The sequence below is a fragment of the Streptomyces sp. NPDC087270 genome, assembly GCF_044744625.1.
Taxonomy (GTDB): domain Bacteria; phylum Actinomycetota; class Actinomycetes; order Streptomycetales; family Streptomycetaceae; genus Actinacidiphila.
In genome coordinates this window covers 1-20,616 of record NZ_JBIUYR010000038.1, presented here as the reverse complement: position 1 = coordinate 20,616, position 20,616 = coordinate 1, and the positions used below count along the sequence as shown (strand labels likewise).

At 70.5% G+C, this 20,616-nt stretch carries 14 protein-coding genes, 3 pseudogenes and 1 CRISPR repeat array; of the genes and pseudogenes, 7 read left to right on the top strand and 10 right to left on the bottom strand.

Features of this window, described 5'->3' with window-relative positions; translation table 11 throughout:
- Positions 1–254: 254 nt before the first annotated feature.
- Positions 255–698: a hypothetical protein gene (locus tag ACIPAE_RS39565; protein ID WP_402452284.1), complete on the bottom strand. Its 444-nt coding sequence runs from the start codon at positions 696–698 to the stop codon at positions 255–257.
- Between the two features lie 466 nt (positions 699–1,164).
- Between ACIPAE_RS39565 and ACIPAE_RS39560 the strand changes: the two genes are divergently transcribed.
- The gene (locus tag ACIPAE_RS39560; RefSeq protein ID WP_402452282.1) at positions 1,165–1,422 is read left to right on the top strand and encodes a hypothetical protein; all 258 of its coding nucleotides are present in this window, start codon (positions 1,165–1,167) and stop codon (positions 1,420–1,422) included.
- Between the two features lie 297 nt (positions 1,423–1,719).
- Here the strand turns inward: ACIPAE_RS39560 and ACIPAE_RS39555 are convergent.
- Positions 1,720–2,650: pseudogene (locus ACIPAE_RS39555) on the bottom strand (IS5 family transposase).
- A 50-nt stretch (positions 2,651–2,700) separates the two neighbouring features.
- Entirely contained in the window at positions 2,701–3,051 is a 351-nt protein-coding gene (locus ACIPAE_RS39550) for a hypothetical protein (RefSeq protein ID WP_402452279.1), read from the bottom strand.
- Positions 3,052–3,114: 63 nt separating this feature from the next.
- Between ACIPAE_RS39550 and ACIPAE_RS39545 the strand changes: the two are divergent.
- A pseudogene (locus tag ACIPAE_RS39545) lies at positions 3,115–3,734 on the top strand (hypothetical protein); the annotation flags it as partial.
- 9 nt (positions 3,735–3,743) lie between these two features.
- Here the strand turns inward: ACIPAE_RS39545 and ACIPAE_RS39540 are convergent.
- From ACIPAE_RS39540 to ACIPAE_RS39530, 3 genes are read right to left on the bottom strand one after another with little or no spacing between them, the layout of a single operon-like run.
- Positions 3,744–4,277, bottom strand: coding sequence for a hypothetical protein (locus ACIPAE_RS39540; protein ID WP_402452307.1), 534 nt, complete (start codon positions 4,275–4,277; stop codon positions 3,744–3,746).
- A gap of 33 nt (positions 4,278–4,310) precedes the next feature.
- Positions 4,311–4,613: a hypothetical protein gene (locus ACIPAE_RS39535; RefSeq protein WP_402452277.1), complete on the bottom strand. Its 303-nt coding sequence runs from the start codon at positions 4,611–4,613 to the stop codon at positions 4,311–4,313.
- On the bottom strand, positions 4,607–5,248 hold the full coding sequence (locus ACIPAE_RS39530) for a phosphotransferase (RefSeq protein ID WP_402452274.1): 642 nt from the start codon (positions 5,246–5,248) through the stop codon (positions 4,607–4,609). The genes ACIPAE_RS39535 and ACIPAE_RS39530 overlap by 7 nt, the downstream gene beginning before the upstream one ends.
- Before the next feature lie 1,036 nt (positions 5,249–6,284).
- On the opposite strand from ACIPAE_RS39530, the pseudogene ACIPAE_RS39525 reads away from it, so the two are divergent.
- Positions 6,285–6,529, top strand: a pseudogene (locus tag ACIPAE_RS39525) (hypothetical protein); the annotation flags it as partial.
- Between the two features lie 31 nt (positions 6,530–6,560).
- Positions 6,561–7,322: direct repeats of the CRISPR family, unit length 29 nt; unit sequence GGGACCATCCCCGCGCGTGCGGGGAGCAC.
- Between the two features lie 344 nt (positions 7,323–7,666).
- On the opposite strand, the gene ACIPAE_RS39520 reads toward ACIPAE_RS39525, so the two are convergent.
- The 4 genes from ACIPAE_RS39520 to ACIPAE_RS39505 all read right to left on the bottom strand — a co-directional run bounded on the left by ACIPAE_RS39520 (position 7,667) and on the right by ACIPAE_RS39505 (position 11,613).
- Positions 7,667–8,473 carry an SDR family NAD(P)-dependent oxidoreductase gene (locus ACIPAE_RS39520; protein WP_402452271.1) on the bottom strand — a complete coding sequence of 269 codons (807 nt, stop codon included), beginning with the start codon at positions 8,471–8,473 and terminating at the stop codon, positions 7,667–7,669.
- A gap of 177 nt (positions 8,474–8,650) precedes the next feature.
- Positions 8,651–9,400, bottom strand: a complete 750-nt coding sequence (locus ACIPAE_RS39515) for a class I SAM-dependent methyltransferase (protein ID WP_402452269.1) — start codon at positions 9,398–9,400, stop codon at positions 8,651–8,653.
- Between the two features lie 222 nt (positions 9,401–9,622).
- A complete protein-coding gene (locus ACIPAE_RS39510; RefSeq protein WP_402452267.1) occupies positions 9,623–10,417 on the bottom strand; it encodes a hypothetical protein in 795 nt (264 codons plus the stop codon).
- A gap of 266 nt (positions 10,418–10,683) precedes the next feature.
- On the bottom strand, positions 10,684–11,613 hold the full coding sequence (locus ACIPAE_RS39505) for a sigma-70 family RNA polymerase sigma factor (RefSeq protein WP_402452264.1): 930 nt from the start codon (positions 11,611–11,613) through the stop codon (positions 10,684–10,686).
- A gap of 110 nt (positions 11,614–11,723) precedes the next feature.
- Here ACIPAE_RS39505 and ACIPAE_RS39500 point away from each other — a divergent pair, with 110 nt between their 5' ends.
- From ACIPAE_RS39500 to ACIPAE_RS39485, 4 genes are all read left to right on the top strand, one after another.
- Positions 11,724–12,482 (top strand): SDR family oxidoreductase, encoded by a 759-nt coding sequence (locus ACIPAE_RS39500; RefSeq protein ID WP_402452262.1) that lies wholly within the window; start codon positions 11,724–11,726, stop codon positions 12,480–12,482.
- Positions 12,483–13,369: 887 nt separating this feature from the next.
- Complete coding sequence (locus ACIPAE_RS39495) at positions 13,370–15,997, top strand: glutaminase domain-containing protein (protein WP_402452259.1); 2,628 nt, start codon at positions 13,370–13,372, stop codon at positions 15,995–15,997.
- A 45-nt stretch (positions 15,998–16,042) separates the two neighbouring features.
- Complete coding sequence (locus tag ACIPAE_RS39490; RefSeq protein ID WP_402452256.1) at positions 16,043–18,922, top strand: RICIN domain-containing protein; 2,880 nt, start codon at positions 16,043–16,045, stop codon at positions 18,920–18,922.
- Positions 18,923–19,328: 406 nt separating this feature from the next.
- Positions 19,329–20,441 carry an ABC transporter substrate-binding protein gene (locus ACIPAE_RS39485; protein WP_329372153.1) on the top strand — a complete coding sequence of 371 codons (1,113 nt, stop codon included), beginning with the start codon at positions 19,329–19,331 and terminating at the stop codon, positions 20,439–20,441.
- Positions 20,442–20,616 lie beyond the last annotated feature (175 nt).

Here is a 20,616-nt window from a genome sequence, read left to right as displayed (position 1 = left end):
CTGGGGCAGCCGTCTGACGGTGATCACGTTGTCATAGCGGTTGATCTTCGGCGCTGACGCGGCAGGTCACGAGCCCCGTCCTGCGACTTGCCAATCCTACGGAGCCAACCGGTGCGGCCAGGCTGACCGCAGCGGTCAGGCAGAGCACGTCGCCTGCGCTGGAACGTCTCCCTTCAGATCGAACATGAGCCATTCCAGCCAGGACGGCTCCACCTCCAAGACTTCGGCCCATGAGTGCATCGCACGCACGTAGGTCACGTAGCGGATGGGCCAGTTTTGGTCCCTGCCGCCTTGTAGCTGACCCAACCAAGAGCATTGAGGGTCCGGAGAACACGACTGTCCAGGATCAGTGCGCGCTCGCGTGAAGACCCGTCGTCCACAGCCGCAAACCACTTGGTGAAGAAGGGGCGTCCGATCCCCCGTATACGAAATTGCGTGTACGCGGATGCGAGATCACCCGACCGCACCAGAGCGGCCGTGCGGGACAGGACACCGGTGAGACACGGATCGGACAATGCCACTTCGGTGTAGCGCGGACCGCGCCCGTTGGTGGCGCCCGAACCCCAGATCATGACAGCGACGAACAACCGCCGTAGACCAACAGGATCGTCGCCGGCCTCATCACAAAGGCGAGCCAGATCCTGCCGGCTGATCAACCTTTCCTTGGACGTGTAACCCGCCGTACCCTGCCCGAGCACGTCACTCCACGGGAGTCAAGTGCCGGGGCGGAATCGAACCGATTCCTGCTGCCTGTGACGGTTCTCCTCAACAAGGGGGCATAGCCGCTGTGTCGCACCGTTTCCTGAATCCATGGGCGCCAGCATGCCGGGGAGTACGAGCGGATGTGCTGGAATCCTGCCATTCGACCGATACACGCACGGCGAGCTCGCGAACGGGCCGACGCATGACGAGAGCCCAGGATTCCTCCGGGACTCTCAGAAGGCGGTTCACCACCCGATCACTTCAGGCTTTAGACACGTACGGGGTGGGGCAACTACATGTCATCCACGGCGGGGAGGGCGTACGATGGCGGGCGCTCCGGAGCAGATCGGCTTACGCCTCAAGGCGGCTCGCCAGCAGCGGGGTTGGGGTCAGCCTCGGTTGGTCAGCGAGTTGCGCTGCCGCGCGCAGGCGAGTGAACAGGCGCTCCCGTCCGACGCGAGCGTGAAGCGGAGGCTCGCGAGTTGGGAGAACGCGCACAGCGCCCCAGACGAGTTCTACGGTCTGCTGCTCGCGGCTGCCCTGGACCTCGGTGCGGCTGAGCTGGGCTTGTCTCCGAGCGGAGTACGGGACGGCTCGCTCCTGGAGATTCGGTACCCGCCATCCCCCGAAGCGGCGATCTCCACGGTGGACCAACTCTGGCGCGCCGACCTTCACGGATACGAGCCCCTTCTCAACGCCGCGCCCTCCGAACCGGCTTGAAGTGACGCTTCGTTGCGCTGGTTGGTCGCCCCCGAACCGGCACCGCTGACCGCCGAAGGCCGCACCGGGACACGGGTTGGCCTCACCGACGTGGCGGTATCAAGTCCACGGGCGACACCTTCGCAATGCTGGACGACCAGTTCGGCGGCGAGCACGCCCGGCATGCGGTAGTGCAGTACCTCAGCGCATGGATGTCCTTCGACGCCGGACAACACGGCCTCGCACAGCGCTACTTCCTCCAGTCACTTCGCTTTGCCCAGGACAGCGGGGACCGCCGCCTAGGACTTGTCCGGCCGATCATGTGCGGAGCCAGATGGTGAGCGCTGCGGCGGTTGCCGTGCCTAGGTAGACGTAGCGGCGCTTGTCGTAACGGGTGGCCACCGCTCGGTGCTGCTTGAGCCGATTGATGGCGCGCTCGACGGTGTTGCGCTTCTTGTATCGCTCGTCGTCGAAGCTGGGTGGCCGGCCGCCGCGTGAGCCTTGCGTAGGCGGGCGGCCTGGCTGTCGGTCTTCTCCGGGATCGTGTGCCGGATGCCCCGGCGCCGCAGGTACTCACGACAGGGCCCGTTGCTGTATGCCCTGTCGGCGGCGACGCTGTCAGGCTTCTTGCGAGGCATGCCCGGCCCGAGCTTCGGGACGCGGATCTTCTCCAGCACCGGCTGGAACTGGGTGCAATCCGCCCGCTGGCCTGGGGTGACGATCAGAGACAGCGGGCGGCAGCCGCCGTCCGCGCTCAGGTGGAGCTTGGTGGTGAACCCGCCCCGCGACCGGCCCAGGCCCTCACCTCCAGCACCACCTCCACCAGGCGGCCGTGCAGGCTCTGCCATGGTGTTTCGTCCTGATGTTCTGGCCCCTCGGCCCCCTTTGAAACGGGTGCGCGCGGCGGGTCGGTGCGGGCACCCGCCGCATGCTGATGGGCACGAACGATGGTTGAGTCGACCGAAACGTCCCAGTCGATCTCGCCTGCGGCGTCGGCCACGGCCTGGACCTGCTGGAGCAGACGCTCCCACGTCCCGTCGGCCGACCACAGCCGGTGCCGTTCGTAAACCGTCTTCCACGGCCCGAACCGTTCGGGCAGGTCACGCCACTGCACCCCAGTCCGCACCCGGTGCAGAATCCCGTCGATCACCTGCCGGTGATCACGCCACCGGCCACAACGCCTGTTACTGAACGGCAGGAACGGCCGCAGCCGTTCCCACTCGGCATCACTCAGATCACCGCGCCCTATGCCCGTATCAACGGCCTGGACACGCGGCAGTCACGTCGGCCGGACGAGTCCTAGCCGGACGGCCGGATCAGAGCAAACTGCGCACTCATGGCGGGACCAAGGTGGTCGACAAGGCCGTATCCGGGCTGGTCCGGCCACGGCAAGCTGAAGAGGAACGAGGTGACAATCACCGCGCTCACCTCAGGAACATCGCGTCGAAGTTGCTCTTCCAGGAACCGCAACGTGACTCGCCAGTCCGTCCCATCTTCTCCCAGGAACGACGCGACAGTCTCCTGAACCACATCCCAGAAGAACACGTGGGACAGGACACCGTCCTGGTTGAAGACGTGGGACTCAAACAGGCCCTCGAATCCAGGCGAGGCCGCCACCAAATCCCGCACGAGCTGAACATCCTGCTCCACAGCACCCCCCAGTGGCTCAGGATAGATCCACTCCGGCTCCGCACATGATCGGCCGGACAAGGCCTAGCCGGGACCATCCTGTCCGCGATGATCCACCAGGCCACTTTCCTGGGGCACTTCACCCAGGCCGCAACCCTCGCTCGTGCCGCCCGCATGGACATCTCCGGCGTTGCGACCCCGACGCTCATGGCCCAGTTCCACGCCATGGAAGCGCGAGCACTTGCCGAACCGGCGACCGGCACGCCTGCGAACTCGCCCTGGCCGAGGCCGCACGGCACCTCGACCGCCGCAACGACGGCGACGAACCCGAGTGGATCACCTACTTCGACGAGGCCGAACTCGCCGCCGAGGCTGCCCACTGCTTCCGCGACGTCAACAGCGCTCGGCAGGCTGTCGAGCACGCGCGCAACGCCATGAGCGGCAGCCACGTCCGATCCGACTTCTTCGCCACCATGGTGCTGTCTGGCGCGCACCTTCGAGCCGGCGAGTTGGAGGAAGCGTGCCGTGTCACGCTGGACGCGCTGGACCTGGGCGAGCAACTGAGGTCGGCCGGGTGCGTCAGCTATCTCGCCGAGTTCCGGATCGCGCTGGCTCCGCACTCCAAGAGCAGCGCCGCCCGAGATCTGGTGGAGCAGGCCGGCGAGCACCGCTTGTGGCTGGCTGCCGAGGGAGAAACCGAGTGATGGGACGCTCTAAGCTCGCGGCGTCTGTCTCCGCACATCGACATTCCAGTCCTGCGGTAGCACGTGCTCGCAGAAGACACAGAAGAAGTCGCCTTCACGGACGATGTTGAGCCGCCGGCACGCCTCACAGCGTCGGAAAACCACCTCGTGGGTGAACCCGGGCGGACGGTCGAGACCCACCTGATCGAGAGCCGCCGCGACGGCCGGCCAGGACGAGACGTCTGGGCAGTACCCAGTCGACTGGTTGGTGACCTCCACCGCTCCCCAGCGGTTTCCTACCCGAGCAAAGGTCACCTCCCCGGCGCTGAGAACATCCCCACCGCCCGCACAGACCACGTGCTCGCTGCGTCGCGGCGCCAGGCACAGCACCCCGTGAACATCCACGACGAAAGTGAATGGCTGTACGCGCTCGGTCGCGGTCTGCGCCGACGCCCAGTCGTCGAAGGTCTCCGCGTCAGCGATACGCCGCCCGGCCGCCGACCTTTCCGCAGGGACCAACTCAGCAGGTCCCACATATCGGTAGGAACGCCACGGGGTCGTCATCGAGAACATTCAACCTTCGTCAGTTGTGCGGCCTCAGAACACGGCCCAGTCGCGCCGGCTGCCGTTCGTCCGGATGGCCTCCACCCGTCGTACGAACTCCTCGGCGGCTCGCGACTCAGCCGCAGCCTTTCCACCCATCCACAGGGTCATCATCAGCTCGCGCACGTCGGCGAGGACCGGATAGCCCGGCCAGTTCATCAGGTCAAAGCCGTAGTGATGGACAAAGGACTCGTACTGCTCACGCGTGTGCCAGCCGTAGCGGTCGTAGTAGACGGCAGTGAGGACAAGGTGCCACTCGCGAGGGGCCAGGGCAAAACCGTCGAGATCGATCAGCACCGCGCGGCGGAACGGTCACGGAGGATGTTCCCGATGTTCGCGTCCCCGTGGATCAGCCCGAACGGCAACACGAAGTCGAGCCGGCCGTAGTCCTTCTCCAGACGGTCGGCGCGCTCAGCGAGGAACTTGACGTCCTCAGGTTGCACGCCCGCGCCCAGACCCCGCAGCGACGCGCACACCTTCGCGAAGGGATCGAAGTACGGCAACTCCAGTGGCTCCGGCTCCTCAAGCCAGTGCAACCGCTTGAGCAGATCGGCGAGTTCCGTGACGCTCGCGTACTCCTCGTCGTCCTGGACGCTCTCCCAGAAGGTGACCACGCGCCCGCCCACGACAAGCGGCTGCGCCACGTCGGCCACGACCCTGTTCGCGGGGAAGCCCTCTGCTGCCAGCCACCGCGCGACACGGATGGCCCGCTCCATCTCGGCAAGGGAGTCGGGGTCGGCCGCGATACGTACGATCACGCGCAGGCCTGCTAAGTCGTAGATCGCGTTGGAGCCGAGCCGCAGCAAGCGAGCCCCCGCCGGGTCCAACCCGACCGTAGCGCAAGCCTCTTCGAGCACCACGAGGGTTGCCTCCGCGGTGAAGCCCGCAGCCCCGCCATCTGCCATGCCACCGCCAGAGGCGCCGCTCGCCATACAACCGACGCTACGGCCCACCTCCCGCACCTGACAGGTGGTTCGCGTCGTAGGGACGTGTTGATCACGCCGCCCTGAACTGCCTCACAGTCCTTCCACCCAGCTCAACAGCCGACAAACGGCAACAGCCTGCCCGCTCAAGAGCCGTGTGCCCAGGCTCGAATCGTGCCGAGCGGGACACGGCACCCGCTGCGCGCTTGTCGTGCTTCCTTCACCACCGGTCGCGCGCCTCCCGAGGCGGTTGCCCCGCTGCGATCGTGGCAGCGGAACCTGTGCCCATCGTCAGCCTGAGAGGAGCAACCGTGGGAGAGCGCCAGCCGAAATGTCACGCCCTTACGCAGAAGGGGACAAGTTGCCAGCGTCCAGCGAAGAAGGGTTCATCACGCTGTCAGGATCATCAAGGCGCGTGGTCGGCACACGAGGCGAACAAGCGCCGCGCAGCCGGCAAGAAGACCACCAAGAAGAAGCGCTGACGCATCGTTGTCGCTCTGGACAAGCAAAGTCAGACTGATGGCATACCGCCCAGCGTCTCATCCGGTATCCAAGTTCGTTCCTCGATCGCTACTGAGGGAATGGTGGATACCGACCACGACCGTGAGAGTCTGCTGGAGCGGCTGAACCGGGCGCTACGCCTGGCCGAGGACTTCGGCGGCCTCCAACGGTGGTGCGCCTCCTCGATCGACTCGCGGCGGTCGAACCGAGCTGCGCGCTGTCGTCGCCTTTCACCTCGGCTTCGCACAGCCCGAGACAGATACAGGTTGAGGCAAGGACCATGGACCAGCCCGGCCCTGCTCTCGGTCCGCGTCCACGACGACTTCTTCGGCGGATGGGAAATCACGCCAGTCGGAGAGGGTCAATTCGGCTGAGCGTTGGTGCTCAGAGCCCGTCGATCACGTTCTAGGGGCGTAATGATCATGCCCCCGCTCGCCACCAGAATCGGCTCCCGCCCAGCTCCGTGCCACGCAAACAGCAACGGCTCCCCCAGCCTCCGGAGCCGTGCGCGCAGGTTCGAACCCAGCCGGGAGCACTTCGCAGGAACCGGGCACGGCAGGCCGTCGAGGACGAGGGCAATGCGATGAGCGGCAACCCCGTGCGTTCCGACTTCTTCGCCACCATGGTGCTCGCCGACGCCCACCTCCGGGCCGGCGACCTGGAGGGATCATGCCGGGTGGCCCTGAATGCTCTCGACCTCGGGGAACAGCTCCGCTCGGCCCGGGCGTGAGCTACCTCAGCGAGTTCCGTAGGGCGCTGGGCCCACACCCTGATCCCGCCGCCGAGCGGGACCTGGCACCCCCGCAGCTGTGGTGCCAGGAGGACCATCCCCGCGGGTGCGGGGAGCACACGGTGTTCACACGGATGATGACCGTTCCGTAGGGACCATCCCCGCGCGTGCGGGGAGCACGTCGCCGTGTTCGTCTGCCGCCTGGCCGCGTCGGGACCATCCCCGCGCGTGCGGGGAGCACCCGGCCGCGCCGCAGCGCGGACAAGCGCGTCAAGGGACCATCCCCGCGCGTGCGGGGAGCACCGGATCTGCTCGTACAGGGTGGTCCGGCCCAGGGGACCATCCCCGCGCGTGCGGGGAGCACGCGGAGTCGGAGTTGGTCTTCCACCACTTCGTGGGACCATCCCCGCGCGTGCGGGGAGCACGCGGACCCGCCGCCGGTCGAGTAGCTGGCGAGGGGACCATCCCCGCGCGTGCGGGGAGCACAAATCCGGCGAGGCCACGACCGTGCCGCTGGAGGGACCATCCCCGCGCGTGCGGGGAGCACTGACCTGGGTCTGCAGAGGGTCGGAGTGGGAGGGGACCATCCCCGCGCGTGCGGGGAGCACGGCCACGGCCCCGGCGTGCAGTTCCACCGCGTGGGACCATCCCCGCGCGTGCGGGGAGCACCCCAGCGTACCGCAGACGTACGTCACGCGGTGGGGACCATCCCCGCGCGTGCGGGGAGCACTGGTCCTGCTTCTTCTTCAGCACGTCCAGGTTGGGACCATCCCCGCGCGTGCGGGGAGCACGGGTTGCCGGTGTCGAGCGCGAAGTGCAGGTCGGGACCATCCCCGCGCGTGCGGGGAGCACACTTTCTGACCTGGCACTCTAGCGGCCTACGGGGTCGGATTCTGCAACTTCCGCCGACTCTGACATGTCGGTCATAACGGATGAAGCTTCCACATCGCCCCACGCAGGCCAAGGTTGGCGGGACGTCACTCACGGACGGCATGCGTGAAGGTCCGGAGCCTCGTACGGCACCCGCCTACGTCGTAGGGGCGTAGTGATCACGCCTCGACTCGCCCCCCAGAACCGGCTCCCGCCCAGCTCCGCGCCCGGCAACCGCCCCCCGATCCACGGACCGGCGACCGGCGATCGGAGGGGGCCGAGCCGAGAGGGGGTGGACCGGGGGGGCGGCGGGGCGGGCGCTTCCGTCAGACGCTCTTGTGGAACCCCGCGTCCACCGCGAAGTCGGCGCCTATCGTGCTGGCCGACCGCGACGAGGCCAGCAGCAGTACGGCGTCGGCGACCTCCCGCGGATCGATCAGGCGTCCCGTCAGCTGCCCCATCATCTGCGGGGCCACGGTCTGCATGACGGCGTCACGGTCGGCGCCGGCCATGCCCGCGATGATGTCCGCGGCTCCTCCCTTCTCCGTCCACCACGCGGTCAGCACCGCACCCGGGGAGACCGTGTTGAACCGGATTCCCCGGGGGCCGAACTCCTCCGACAGGACCTTCGTGAGGTTGGACAGCGCGGCCTTCGCGGCTCCGTACTCGATGTTGACGCTCGCGGGCTGACGGGCCAACCCGGTGGAGACGTTGACGACCGAGCCGCCGCCGCGCTCGACCAACCGCGGAATGGCGGCGCGGATCATGCGTACGACCGAGAACAGGTTGAACTCGAAGATTGCCTGCCACTCGGCGTCGTCACCGTCGAAGAACCCCGTGCGGGGCATGGCGATTCCGGGCGGCGGCCCGCCCGCGTTGTTCACCAGGACGTCGAGCCCGCCGAAGTGGCCGACCGCGCGGTCCACGACCCGGCCCGGCGCCCGCGGGTCCATCAGATCGGCCGGCACGTGGAGGAGGCCGGGCCCCGCGAGTTCCTCCAGTTCCGGCGACGTCCGGCGGGAGACCGCCGCCACCTTCGCGCCCTCCGCCAGCAACGACCGCGTGACGGCGAGCCCGATGCCCTTCGACGCGCCGGTGACGACGGCGACTCGGTCCACAAGTTCCAGATCCACGATTGCCCCTGCTCCTCTTGCTGTTCCGGGCGGTTCGTGGATCATGATGCTCGGGCGGAGGCACGGACGCTGGCACGATTCGGACGTCGCATCGCCTGGGCGACACCTGCGCGTCACGGCACCTGCACGTCACAGCACCTCCGCGTCACAGCACCTCCGTGTCACAGCACCTCCGCGTCACGGCACCTCGACGACGAAGAACAGGAAGCCGGGCGTGGTCGAAAGGCCCTGGTAACCGTCGGGGAACAGGTCGCGGCCGGCCGGGTCGGGCTGCGGCTCGCTGATGACGGACAGCCGGAAGCCGGCGGCGGTGAAGGCGTCGGTCATCGCGTGCAGCGGCTTGCGCCAGAGCCTCATCGGGGCGGGCTGCCCGCCGAGCACCCACGTGAAGGAGTACTCGCCGCTCGCGAAGTAGTCGGGCCGCGGCTCCCGATGCGTGTAGGCGACGAACGGGTGGTCCACCGACGCGATCAGCCGGCCGCCGGGCCCGAGCACGCGCCGTATCTCGGCCAGCGTCGGCCCCCAGTCCTCCAGGTAGTGCAGGACCAGGGACGCGACCACGTCGTCGAACGCGCCGTCGGCGAACGGCAGCGGGCCGGCCAGATCGACCACGTGCAGGGGCGTGCCGTCGCCCAGCCGGCGCCGGGCCAGCGCGAGCATCCCGGCACTGGAGTCGATGCCGGTGACGAGGGCGCCGCGCTCGCGCAGCGCGGCGGACAGGGGCCCCGAGCCGCAGCCGGCGTCCAGTATCCGGCGGCCGGCCACCTCTCCGGCGAGATCCAAGATCGCGGGCCGCTCGTAGTACGCGTTCACGAGGTTGTCCTCGTTCTCTGCGGCGTACGCCTCGGCGAAGCTGTCGTAGTCGTTCACCACGGCCGGGTCGGCGGCCTGGGTACGATCCTCGGGCACATCGCTGACGTGTTCCATCGTCGCAGGCTACTGCCGCGAACGGCCCCCAGGATCAAGGCCGGTACCCAGTTCACCCGGTTCACCTGGTTCACCCGGTTCACCCGGTTCGCCCGGCGCCCCCGACCGCCGATGTCGACGCTCGCGGGCGGGCGGGCAAGAGGCCGGCTGGCAAGGCCGGCGAGCGAGGCCAGCGGGCGAGGCCAGCGGGCGACGCTCCCGGCCCGGATCAACCGCCCGACGTCAGCAGTGCCCGCGCAGCCGCACCAGCACGGTGTCACCCGGCAGCCCGGCGAGGTAGCGTTCGGTGTCCGGCCCGACCGGCGGCGCGGTGTGGCCGCAGTCCAGGGGATCGCAGGAGCCGTGCACCGCGGCCCCGTTCGGCTCGATCCACCAGCCGTCCGGCGTGAGCACGTCTTCCTGCCGCACGGGGTCGGCCGCCGGCCGGTGCCTCCGGAGGTAGTCCGCCCGGTCGCCCCGGAACCCGATCACCGGGTGCTCGGACGGATGCGGGTAGCCCAGGAATCCCTGTCCCAGGCTGAACGGGTGGTCCAAGTACGCCCGGATCAGCGGCTGTTCCCGGTACGCGGCGAACATCGCGTCCCCGTACGGGTCGTCGGGGAACGCCTGCGGATCGGCCTCCGCCCGGCGCAGGAAGTCCGCCAGGGGCAGCGCGGGCGGATGGACGGCCGACAGTTCGTGCCACAGGTCCCACGATGCCGCGCGCGCCCGCTCGGCGGTGGCCCGGGGGTCGCCGAAGTCGAGCAGTGCGCGCGCTCCCCCGGCGCACACCCCTGGCACGTTCGGCAGCGCGGTGCCGTCCCGGCCGGAGGTGTCGTGGAGCAACCGGGGGTCGTCGAAATGCCCCTCGGCCACGGCGAATCCGTGTCCGTCGCTGCCGCCCGCGATCCGCCACCTGTCCCACATGCCGCGGTCGGGCGGGTTGTCGGCGTTCAGGTCGAACGGCGCCAGGGCGGCGTCCAGCGCCGCCTCCACATCGCCCTCGGCCTCGGCCGGCAGACACACGGTCACCGACATTCCCGCCATCGCGGTCCCCTCATCCTTCCGCGCTCTTCCGCCTCCGCCGCCCGGAACGTGGGGTTCGGCCGCGTTCGGGAGAACCGCCGTCCGCCCCGGCGGCTCAGCGAGCGGTCATCCGGGTCGCGAGTCCCATGCGCACGAGACGGACGGCGCAGGGCACACGCCGCCCGCCGAAGGCAGGAGGCGAGGCTCACGCGCAGAGCGCCGCGGGCACGAGAGTGCCCCGTACGACCGGCCGCCGGCAAGGGATTTCCCGGCACGGCCTACCCCTCCAGGACCCCGAACCGCATGTCGCGCAGGCGCTCCGGGTCCGCGACGACGTCGATCGCGGTGATCCGGCCGCCGTCGACCGTGAACGCGAGCGCCAGCACGAGCCGGCCGAGCGGCGCCATCACCAGCCCCACCGAGCCGTCGACGAGCGCCGGCGCGCTGAACGGCACCCGGGCCGCCGCCGCGAACGCCCCCTGGGAGACGTGCCGCGCCCCGCGCAGGACGACGGGCTCGGGCGTCGGCACCACCTGGCGGTCCGCGCGCAGCACCACGTCCGGGTCGAGTAGCTCGACCAGCGCCTGGAGGTCGCCGCCGCGGGCAGCGGCCAGGAACGCCTCGACCACCCGCCGTTGACCGGCCCGCGCGGCCGCTTCGGCCTCGGACGGCGACTCGGCCGCCGTGCCGCCCCGTACCCGGCGCCGGGCGCGGCTGGCGAGCTGCCGGGCCGCGGTCGGCGACCGCTCGATCATCGGGCCGATCTCGTCGAACTGCATCGCGAACAGGTCGTGCAGCACGAACGCGACGCGCTCCGCGGGCGCCAGCGTGTCCAGCACCACGAGCATCGCCAGCCCGACCGATTCGGCGAGCACCGCCTCGTCCTCGGGGTCGGGCCCGTCCTCACGATGCCCGGGAGCGGCCGCGTCCGCGCCACCGGCTCCCGCCCCGGGCAGGTGCGCCTCCAGGGGTTCTTCGCGCCGCGACTCGCGGGCACGCAGCATGTTCAGGCAGATCCGCGTGACGATCGTGGTCAGCCAGCCAGGCAGGTTCGCGATCCCGTCCGTGCCGGCCCGGCTCGCCCGCAACCACGCCTCCTGAAGGGCGTCCTCGGCCTCGCTCGCCGAGCCCAGCATGCGGTAGGCGATGCCGCGCAGCCGCCCCCGCTCCCCCTCGAAACGCTCCGCGAAAGCGGCGTCGTCCTCCATCGGCCCGTCCCCCGTCACGTTCCTCGACCGCCGCGTGTCAACACCATAGACCTCCGAGAACCAGGAGGTCAGCCGGGCGCCGCCCGGGTCGGGACGACTTCGGAGAAGCCATGACCTCAGCCATTCTGCTCACCGGCGGTACGGGCACGCTGGGCCGGCACGTGACGCCGCTGCTGTGCGCCGCCGGGTACAAGGTGCGCAGTCTCAGCCGGCAGGCCCGGCCGGACACGGACGGAGTCGAGTACGTCGTCGGCGACCTGCTCAAGGACGAGGGGATCGAGCCGGCCGTGGCCGGCGCCGAGGTCGTCCTGCACCTGGCGGGCAGCGCCAAGGGCGACGACGCGGCGACCCGGAACCTCGCGCGAGCGGCCGCCCACGCCGGGGTACGGCACCTCGTGTGCATCTCGGTGATCGGCGCGGACAAGGTCCCGATCGGCTACTTCCGCGCCAAGCTCGGCGCCGAGCGTGCGGTGGCCGACTCCGGGGTGCCGTGGACGGTGCTGCGCGCCGCGCAGTTCCACGACCTGACGTTGACCGCCGTGCGGGCGATGGCGAGGCTGCCACTGGTCCCCGCGCCGGGCGGCCTGCGGCTCCAGCCGGTCGACGCCCGCGATGTGGCCGCGCGGCTGGTGGAGTTGGCCGGCGGCGACCCGGCCGGACGGGTCGCGGGCCTGGCCGGCCCGCGCGTGTACACGATGGCGGATCTGACCCGCGGCTATCTCCAGGCCCGCGGCAAGCGCCGCCCGATGTTCCCCGTGCGCGTCCCCGGCGGCCCCGGCCGCGCCTACCGCTCCGGCGCCAACCTCGACCTCGACGCCGACAGGGGCACCCGGAGCTGGGAGGACTTCCTCGCCGAGCGGGTGCGGTGACGCCAGGCCCCCACCGGAACACCGAGCACCGAACACCGGAACACCCGCGGCTACCGCGGAGCCCCCGCGGCACCGAAGCCCGGGAGCCCGTAAGCCCGGAGCCCCGGAAGCCCCGGAAGCCCCGGAAGCCCCGGAAAATCGTGGGCGGAGCCGCCTGACATCGGCCCCGCCCACGGGTCATGAGAGCAGCGTCCAGCCCCACACCACGCTGCCGTCGCCACCCGCGTGACAACGTTGTCAAACTATACGCCGTCCGCACCGGAAATGGATAGTCCTCATTGTTCGCCCCGCGGGACCCCGGACCCCCGGGAGCCCGGCGACAAGGGCAAGCAAAAGGGGTGAGCCCGACGCTTGTCAACGGAACCGTGCGAATTCCCGGACCGCCCCGGCAGGAGTCACAGCGGGGTCGCCGCGCAGGTCACAGCCGGGGCCGCCGCGGCGGGGGCGGCGCCGGGCGGCGGGCAGTCGCGCCGGGGAGCCGCCCGGCACCGTCGCGCGGCACGGCCGCATGGCGCACGACCGCCGGCGCCGGGCGGCGGCTCCCACCCGCCGCGCGGGCCCGTTTTTGCGCACGTTGTAAACGGCCGGACCGCCGCTCTCCGCGGCGCGCGACCGCACCCGCGCGGACGTGCGGTGATGCTGAGGTGACGCCTGCTCACGGCGTGAACGTCCGGGGCGACTTCTGCGCGGGGTATGGACAGGCCCAACCTCAAGTGCTGTCATGCCGGTTGGCGCCCTTCTTTGCAACGTTGGAACAGCACGACGCCGGGCCTCAGCGGCCGGTGCGCACCCCTCCGCGTGTCCCCGTGCCCCCCACCTCCGTGCTCCTCCGTGCCCCCACCTCCGTTCCCCCCACTTCCGCGCCCCTCCCGCAGAAACGGATCACCGTGACCTCCGACGACACCCGGTCCCCCCACCCCGGACGCCGTGAACTCCTCGCGTGGGCAGGCGCGTTGACCGCGGCCGCCGCGACCGGAGGCTGGCTGACCGCAGGCACCGCCGCAGCCGCCACCGCCAACGCCGCCGCACCGGGTGCGGCCCCGCTCGGCGCCCACGCGGCAGCCGCCGCGCCCGCCTCCACGTTCGCGCCGCTGCGCCCGCCCGCCGTGCCGCTGGCGGTCCGTTCGCCCTACCTCTCGACCTGGCTGCCCGCCGACAACCTCGCCGGCACCTGGTCCACCTTCTGGAACGGCCACGTCACCGCGCTGTGCGGCCTGGCCCGGATCGACGGCGCCGCCTACGTCTTCGCCGGCGCCCCCAGCCTCCCCGACGGTCCCGCCCTCACGCCGATGACGCAGGTCTCGCTCGAACTGACCGCCACCCGCTCCGTGTACCGACTCAGCGGCGGCGGCGTGACGTTGACCGTCACGTTCCTCTCCCCCGTCGACCTCGGCGACCTGCGGCGCCAGTCGGTGCCGCTGTCGTACGTCACCGTGCGGGCCGAGAGCGGCGACGGGCAGCCGCACGCGGTGGACGTGCACCTGGACGTGTCGGGCGAGTGGGTGCACGGCGACACCTCCACGCCGATCAGGTGGGCGCAGCAGCAGGCCGGCGCGATGACCGTGCTCACCGCGCGGCCGGCGACGCCGGGCGTGCTCCAGGAGAACGGCGACCAGGCGTCCTGGGGGCAGTTGGTGCTCGCCGCGCCCACCGGCTCCGGGGTGACCTGGCAGATCGGGCAGGACACGGTGGTGCGGGCCGCGTCGGCGGGCGGCGGGCAGCTGGCCGGGACCGTCGACAGCGGGCAGCCGCGGGCGATCAGCGACCGCTGGCCGGTACTCGGCCTGAACCGCGACTTCGGCACGGTCCAACCCGGCACGCCGTCCGCGGAGTTCACCGCGACGCTGGGGCATGTCCGTACTCCGGCGGTGAGTTACCTCGGCACGCAGTTGCAGCCGTGGTGGACGCACTACTGGTCGTCGTGGACGGACATGGTGCAGTGGTTCGACGCCGACCACGCCGCGGCGCTGTCGGCGGCGACCGCGCTCGACCAGCGCGTGCACGACGACGCGGCCGCGGCGGTGGGCGGCGGCACCACCGGCGAGCACTACGCGGCGGTGTGCGCGCTGGCGCTGCGGCAGGCAGTGGCGGGCACCGAGCTGGTGGACCGGGGCGGCAGCCCGTGGGCGTTCCTGAAGGAGATCTCCTCCGACGGCAACATGTCGACGATCGACCTGGTCTACCCGGCGTTCCCGGCCTACCTGTACCTGTCCCCCGACTACCTGCGGCTGCTGCTGGAGCCGCTGCTGGACTACCCCGAACACGGCGGCTGGCCCAAGGAGTTCGCCGAGCACGACCTGGGCTCCTCCTACCCCAACGCCACCGGGCACAACGACGGTGACGAGGAGGACATGCCGGTCGAGGAGTCGGCGAACACGCTGATCATGGCGGCCGCGCTGATCCAGCGGCTGCCGGCCGCGGACGCGTCGTCGTTCGCCACGGCCCACTACCCGATCCTGCGGCAGTGGGCGGAGTACCTGACGGCGAACGCGCTCGACCCGGGGTTCCAGAACCAGACCGACGACTTCACCGGGTTCATCGCGCACAGCGCCAACCTCGCGTTGAAGGGCATCATCGGGATCGGCGCGATGGGCGTGGTGGCGGCTGCCGCGGGCAACGGCTCCGACGCCGCGCACTACGCGACCGTCGCGCGCGGTTACGTCAGCCAGTGGACGACGCTGGCCGCGGACTCCTCCGGCGCGCACCTCAAGCTCGCCTACGACCAGGACGGCACCTGGAGCCTGAAGTACAACGGCTTCCCCGACCGGCTGCTCGGCCTGGACCTGGTGCCGACCGGCACCGCCGCGCGGGAGGCGGCGTGGTACGCCTCGCAGGCCGGCGGGTACGGCGTGGTCCTCGATCCGCGCAACGACTACACCAAGGGCGACTGGGAGTTGTGGACGGCCGCGTGGCTGGCCGACCACGGCGGCACCCGTGACGCGCTGGTCGAGGGGGTGTACGGGTTCGCCGACACCACGCCGCAGCGGGTGCCGTTCAGCGACTGGTACACCGTGGCGAGCGCGGCGCAGCGCGGCTTCCAGTGCCGGCCGGTGGTCGGCGGGATGTTCGCGCTGCTGCTGCCGCCGGCCGCGTCGACGGTGGTCTGGTGCCGTATCCAGAACCAGAACTCCGGGAAGGTGCTGGCCGTTTCCGGCATGTCGCTGGCGGACTCCGCGGAGGTCACGCAGTACGCCGACAACGGCACCGCCGACCACGTCTGGACGTTGCTGGACAACGGCGACGGCACGGTGCGGATCGCCAACCGCAACAGCGGGAAGGTGCTGGCCGTCCATGACCAGAGCCTGGACGACGGCGCGCACGTGCAGCAGTACCAGGACAACGGCACGCCCGACCACGTCTGGCGGATCGTCGACAACGGCGACGGCTGGTCGAAGATCGTGAACGTGCGGTCGGGGAAGCTGCTCGCCGTGGACGGTGCCTCCACCGCCGACGCGGCCCAGGTCACCCAGTGGACGGACAACGGCACCACCGACCACCTCTGGCGCCTGATCTGATCCGGGCCGCCCTCACCCCCCACCTCGACAGCAGGGAGCACGTCCATGGATCGTCGTACCTTCCTTCGCGGCGGCGCGGTCGCCCTCGGCAGCGTGGCGTTCGCCGGCCGCATGGTCACCTCCTCCTGGGCCGCCGCCGGCGGCGGTCCGGGGGTGGTGCTGGTCGGTGACACCTCCGGCGGCGGCCTGTACCACCCGTATCCCGCCGGCCTGACCCGCACGCCGTTCCTGAAGCTGCCCACCGGCAGCGTCACCGCGTCGGGCTGGCTGGCGCAGCAACTCGCCCTGGAGGCTGACGGGATAGCCGGCCGCTACGACGAGGTGTCGCACTTCCTGGACACCTCCAGCACCGGGTGGTTCCACCCGGATCAGGTCGGCTGGGAGGAAGTGCCCTACTGGGTGCGGGGGTTGACAGGTCTGGCCGGGGTGACCGGGGACGCCGGCCTGCGCGCGAAGGCCGACACGTGGGTGAACGGCGTGCTGGCCACCGGGCAGCCGGACGGCTTCTTCGGCCCGACGTCGCTGCGCACCTCGCTCGGCGGCGGCCCGGACTTCTGGCCGTTCATGCCGATGCTCCAGGCGCTGTGCACGTATCAGGAGTACACCGGCGACAGCCGCATCGTGCCGTTCCTGACGAAGTTCTTCGGCTACCAGAACACCTTCGGCGCCTCGGCGTTCAACCAGAGCTGGGGCTCGGTGCGTTGGGCGACGACGCTGCACTCGCTGCACTGGCTGTTCGCCAGGACAGGGGACGGCATGCTGCTCGACCTGGCCGACAAGATCCACCAGTACAGCGCGAACTACGTGAACAACCTGCCGTCGCTGCACAACGTGAACCTGGCGCAGGGCTTCACCGAGCCGGCCTTCGCCGCGCTGCGCGGGGACGCGTCGCTGACGCAGGCGTCGTACCAGGACTACGCGACGATCCAGGGCACCTACGGGCAGTTCAGCGGCGGCGGGTTCGCCGGGGACGAGAACGCCCGTCCCGGGTACGGCGATCCGCGGCAGGGCTTCGAGACCTGCGGGATCGTCGAGTACATGCAGAGCTTCGAGTCGATGGCGCGGATGACCGGCGACCCCAGCTGGGCCGACGGCACCGAGACGCTGGCGTTCAACTCGCTGCCGGCCGCGATGGAGCCGGGGCACACCGCGCTGCACTACGCCACCGCCGCCAACCAGGTGCAGTTGGACGACTACGACAAGACCCTGCACCAGTTCGACAACACCTTCTCGATGCAGGCGTACCTGCTCGGCGTGGACAAGTACCGCTGCTGCCCGCACAACTACGGCCAGGGCTGGGCGTACTTCACCGAGAACGCCTGGCTGGCGACGGCGGACAACGGCCTGGCCGCGGTGCTCTACGCGCCGACGAAGGTGACCGCGAAGGTGGGCGCGGGCGGCACCGCGGTGACGGTCACCGAGACGACGAACTACCCGTTCACCGACAGCGTCTCGCTGGCGCTGGCGATGTCCGGCAGCGCCGCCTTCCCGCTCTACCTGCGGGTCCCGGCCTGGTGCGAGGCCCCGTCGGTGAAGGTCAACGGCGCCTCGGTGAGCGCGTCAGGCGGCGCCGGGTACGTGGCGGTGAACCGCACCTGGACCGGCGGCGACACGGTCACCGTCACCTTCCCGATGGCGGTCGCCACCACCACCTGGACGCAGAACCACGACTCGCTGTCGGTGCACCGCGGCCCGCTGACGTACGCGCTGAGGATCGGCCAGAACTTCCTGCGCCACAGCGACCCGTCCTCGCACTGGGCGGAGTACCAGGTCTTCCCGACCTCCGCGTGGAACTACGGCCTGGTGCCGGGCACGTTCACGGCCACCAGCACCGGGGCGAGCGGCAACCCGTTCACGCCGGACGGCACGCCGGTGGCGATGACCGCGCAGGCCAAGGCGATCCCCAACTGGCAGGCGGACACCCAGGACGTGGTGACCACGCTCCAGCCGAGCCCGGTGGACACCTCGGAGCCGGCCACCACGGTGACGCTGATCCCGATGGGCGCTGCCGCGCTGCGCATCACCTCCTTCCCGACGGTCGGCGCCGGCGGCCGCCCCTGGCAGCTGCCGGCCACCCCCACCGCTTCCTGGTGCTTCTCCGGCGACACTGTGAACGCCCTCAACAGCGCCTACACGCCGAGCAGTTCCTACGACCAGTCGCATCCGCGGTTCACCTGGTGGGACCACACCGGCAGCAGCGAGTGGGTGCAGTACGGCTACTCCGCGCCGGTGATGGTCTCGGGCGCGTCGGTCTACTGGTACGACGACACCGGGCACGGCCAGTGCCGGGTGCCGGCGTCCTGGCACGTGGAGTACCAGGCGGGCGACGGGTCCTGGCAGCAGGTGGCCGGCGCGGGTGACTACGGCACGGCGCTGGACGGCTTCAACTCCGTGGCGTTCACGCCGGTGACGACGGCGGCGGTGCGGGTGGTGGCGCAGCTCGCGCCGGGGGTGTCCGCGGGCATCCTGCAATGGGATGTGACGGCGCGTCAGGCGATTGTGGACGGCGGCACCTGGTACCGGGTGCAGAACAAGAACAGCGGCAAGGTGCTGGGCGTGGACGGCATGTCCACCGCGGACAGCGCGAACGTGGTGCAGTTCACCGACAACGGTACCGCCGACCACGACTGGCAGTTCACCGAGGTGGGCGACAACCGCTTCACGGTGAAGAACCGCAACAGCGGGCTGCTGCTGGCCGTCGCGGGCGCCTCGCAGGCCGACAGCGTCCAGGTGCAGCAGTACCACGACAACGGAACCGCGGACCACTACTGGCATCTGATCGACAACGGCGACGGCTGGTTCCGGGTCCGCAACGGCAACAGCGGGTTGGTGCTGGGCGTGGACGGCATGTCCACCGCCGACAGCGCGCAGGTGGTGCAGTTCGAGGACAGCCGGACCGACGACCACCTGTGGCGCTTCCTGTAGGAGGCGCGCGAAGCGGCACGGCGACCGCGCGAGGAGTGCGAGGAGTGCGAGGAGTGCGGGGAGGAGCGGGCGGGACGGGAGGGGGGAGCGCCGGCGGCGGAGGCACCACCGCCGGCGCCCGTCAGTGGATCACACATCGGCGGCGCACCGGGGCGTACAACGATGTAAAGCCGGGCAGGGAAATGACAGCACGACAGCGGGATCGTGTCCAGTCCACGCGGCAAAGAAACCCGGGTCCTGGCTGAGTCGTACGGGACTCTTGACACGTGGTCGTCAATCCCCCAAGGTCCTCTACATCGTTGTAAAGGACGCGCTGTCCGGCGTCCCGTGCTCGCCCCGTCCGTGCAGCACCGCTGCGCTTTGCACCCCCCATTTCTTCCCGCATCGACGAGGATGTGATCGGCGCATGAACGTCTCCCTCCGGGCCAGGACCGCCGCCGCGGTACTCACCGCCGGCCTGTGCCTGGCCGCGAGCGCCTGCACCAACTCCGGCAACGACTCCGCCGGTTCCGACAAGTCCGCGTCCGCGGACAACTCCGCCGCCGCCCAGCAGACCGACACCCCCACGGCCAGTGCGAGCGGCCCGGCCTGCACCTACCAGACCTACGGCGGCGGGGTCCCGAAGCTGGACATCACCGACGGGAAGACCATCGTCGGCTTCTCCCAGTCGGAGTCGACCAGCAACCCGTTCCGCGCGACCGAGACCAAGAGCATCGAGAACGAGGCGAAGGCCAAGGGCGTCAAGCTGATCGAGCGCAACGCCAACGCGGACGTCAACGCGCAGAACTCGCAGATCGAGGACATGATCGCGCAGGGCGCGAAGGTGCTGATCGTGGCGCCGGAGAACTCCGACGGGCTCGGCCCCGCGCTGGCGCAGGCCAAGTCGAAGAAGATCCCGGTGCTCACCATCGACCGGACCGTCACCGGCACCGCCTGCGGCGACTTCATCGCCTTCATCGGCTCGGACTTCTCCGGACAGGCCCGGATCGCCGCCGACGACCTCGGCACCGCGACCAACGGCACCGCCCACGTCGCGGTCCTCACCGGCACCCCGGGCAACAACGTCTCGACCGACCGCACCAAGGGCTTCAACGACGAGATCAAGAAGAAGTACCCGAACATCAAGGTGGTCGCCTCGCAGACCGCCAACTTCACCCAGACCGACGGCCAGAAGGTGATGGAGCAGCTGCTCCAGGCCCACTCGGACATCAACGCGGTCTACGCCGAGAACGACGAGATGGCGCTCGGCGCGCTCCAGGCGATCAAGTCGGCCGGCAAGACGCCGGGCAAGGACATCAAGGTCGTCTCCATCGACGGCACCCAGCAGGCGGTCCAGGACGTGGCGTCCGGCGCGCTGGTGGCCGACATCGAGACCAACCCGCGGTTCGGCCCGCTGGCGATCCAGTCGCTGGAGAACTTCTACGGGACCACGGGGGTGCCCGCCGACGTCATCATCAAGGACGGGCACTTCACCTCGGCCAACGCCAAGCAGGCGCTCTCCCAGGGCCTGGTGTACTGACGCCCGCGCGGTGGGCGGCGGGGGCGGGGGCCCCCCCCCCCCCCCCCCCCCCCCCCCCGCCCCCCACCCCCCCCCCCCCCCCCCCCCCCCCCCCCCCCCCCCCGCCCCCCCCCGGGGCCGGGGGGGGGGGGGGGGGGGGGGGGGGGGGGGGGGGGGGGGGGGGGGGGGCGGGACC

Bases quoted from the DNA above. Each gene is read 5' to 3' on its own strand.
- ACIPAE_RS39485 (WP_329372153.1), top strand. From the start codon at position 19,329: ATGAACGTCTCCCTCCGGGCCAGGACCGCCGCCGCGGTACTCACCGCC.
- ACIPAE_RS39530 (WP_402452274.1), bottom strand. From the start codon at position 5,248: ATGGCGAGCGGCGCCTCTGGCGGTGGCATGGCAGATGGCGGGGCTGCG.
- ACIPAE_RS39510 (WP_402452267.1), bottom strand. From the start codon at position 10,417: ATGTCGGTGACCGTGTGTCTGCCGGCCGAGGCCGAGGGCGATGTGGAG.
- ACIPAE_RS39505 (WP_402452264.1), bottom strand. From the start codon at position 11,613: ATGGAGGACGACGCCGCTTTCGCGGAGCGTTTCGAGGGGGAGCGGGGG.
- ACIPAE_RS39490 (WP_402452256.1), top strand. From the start codon at position 16,043: ATGGATCGTCGTACCTTCCTTCGCGGCGGCGCGGTCGCCCTCGGCAGC.
- ACIPAE_RS39500 (WP_402452262.1), top strand. From the start codon at position 11,724: ATGACCTCAGCCATTCTGCTCACCGGCGGTACGGGCACGCTGGGCCGG.
- ACIPAE_RS39515 (WP_402452269.1), bottom strand. From the start codon at position 9,400: ATGGAACACGTCAGCGATGTGCCCGAGGATCGTACCCAGGCCGCCGAC.
- ACIPAE_RS39540 (WP_402452307.1), bottom strand. From the start codon at position 4,277: ATGACGACCCCGTGGCGTTCCTACCGATATGTGGGACCTGCTGAGTTG.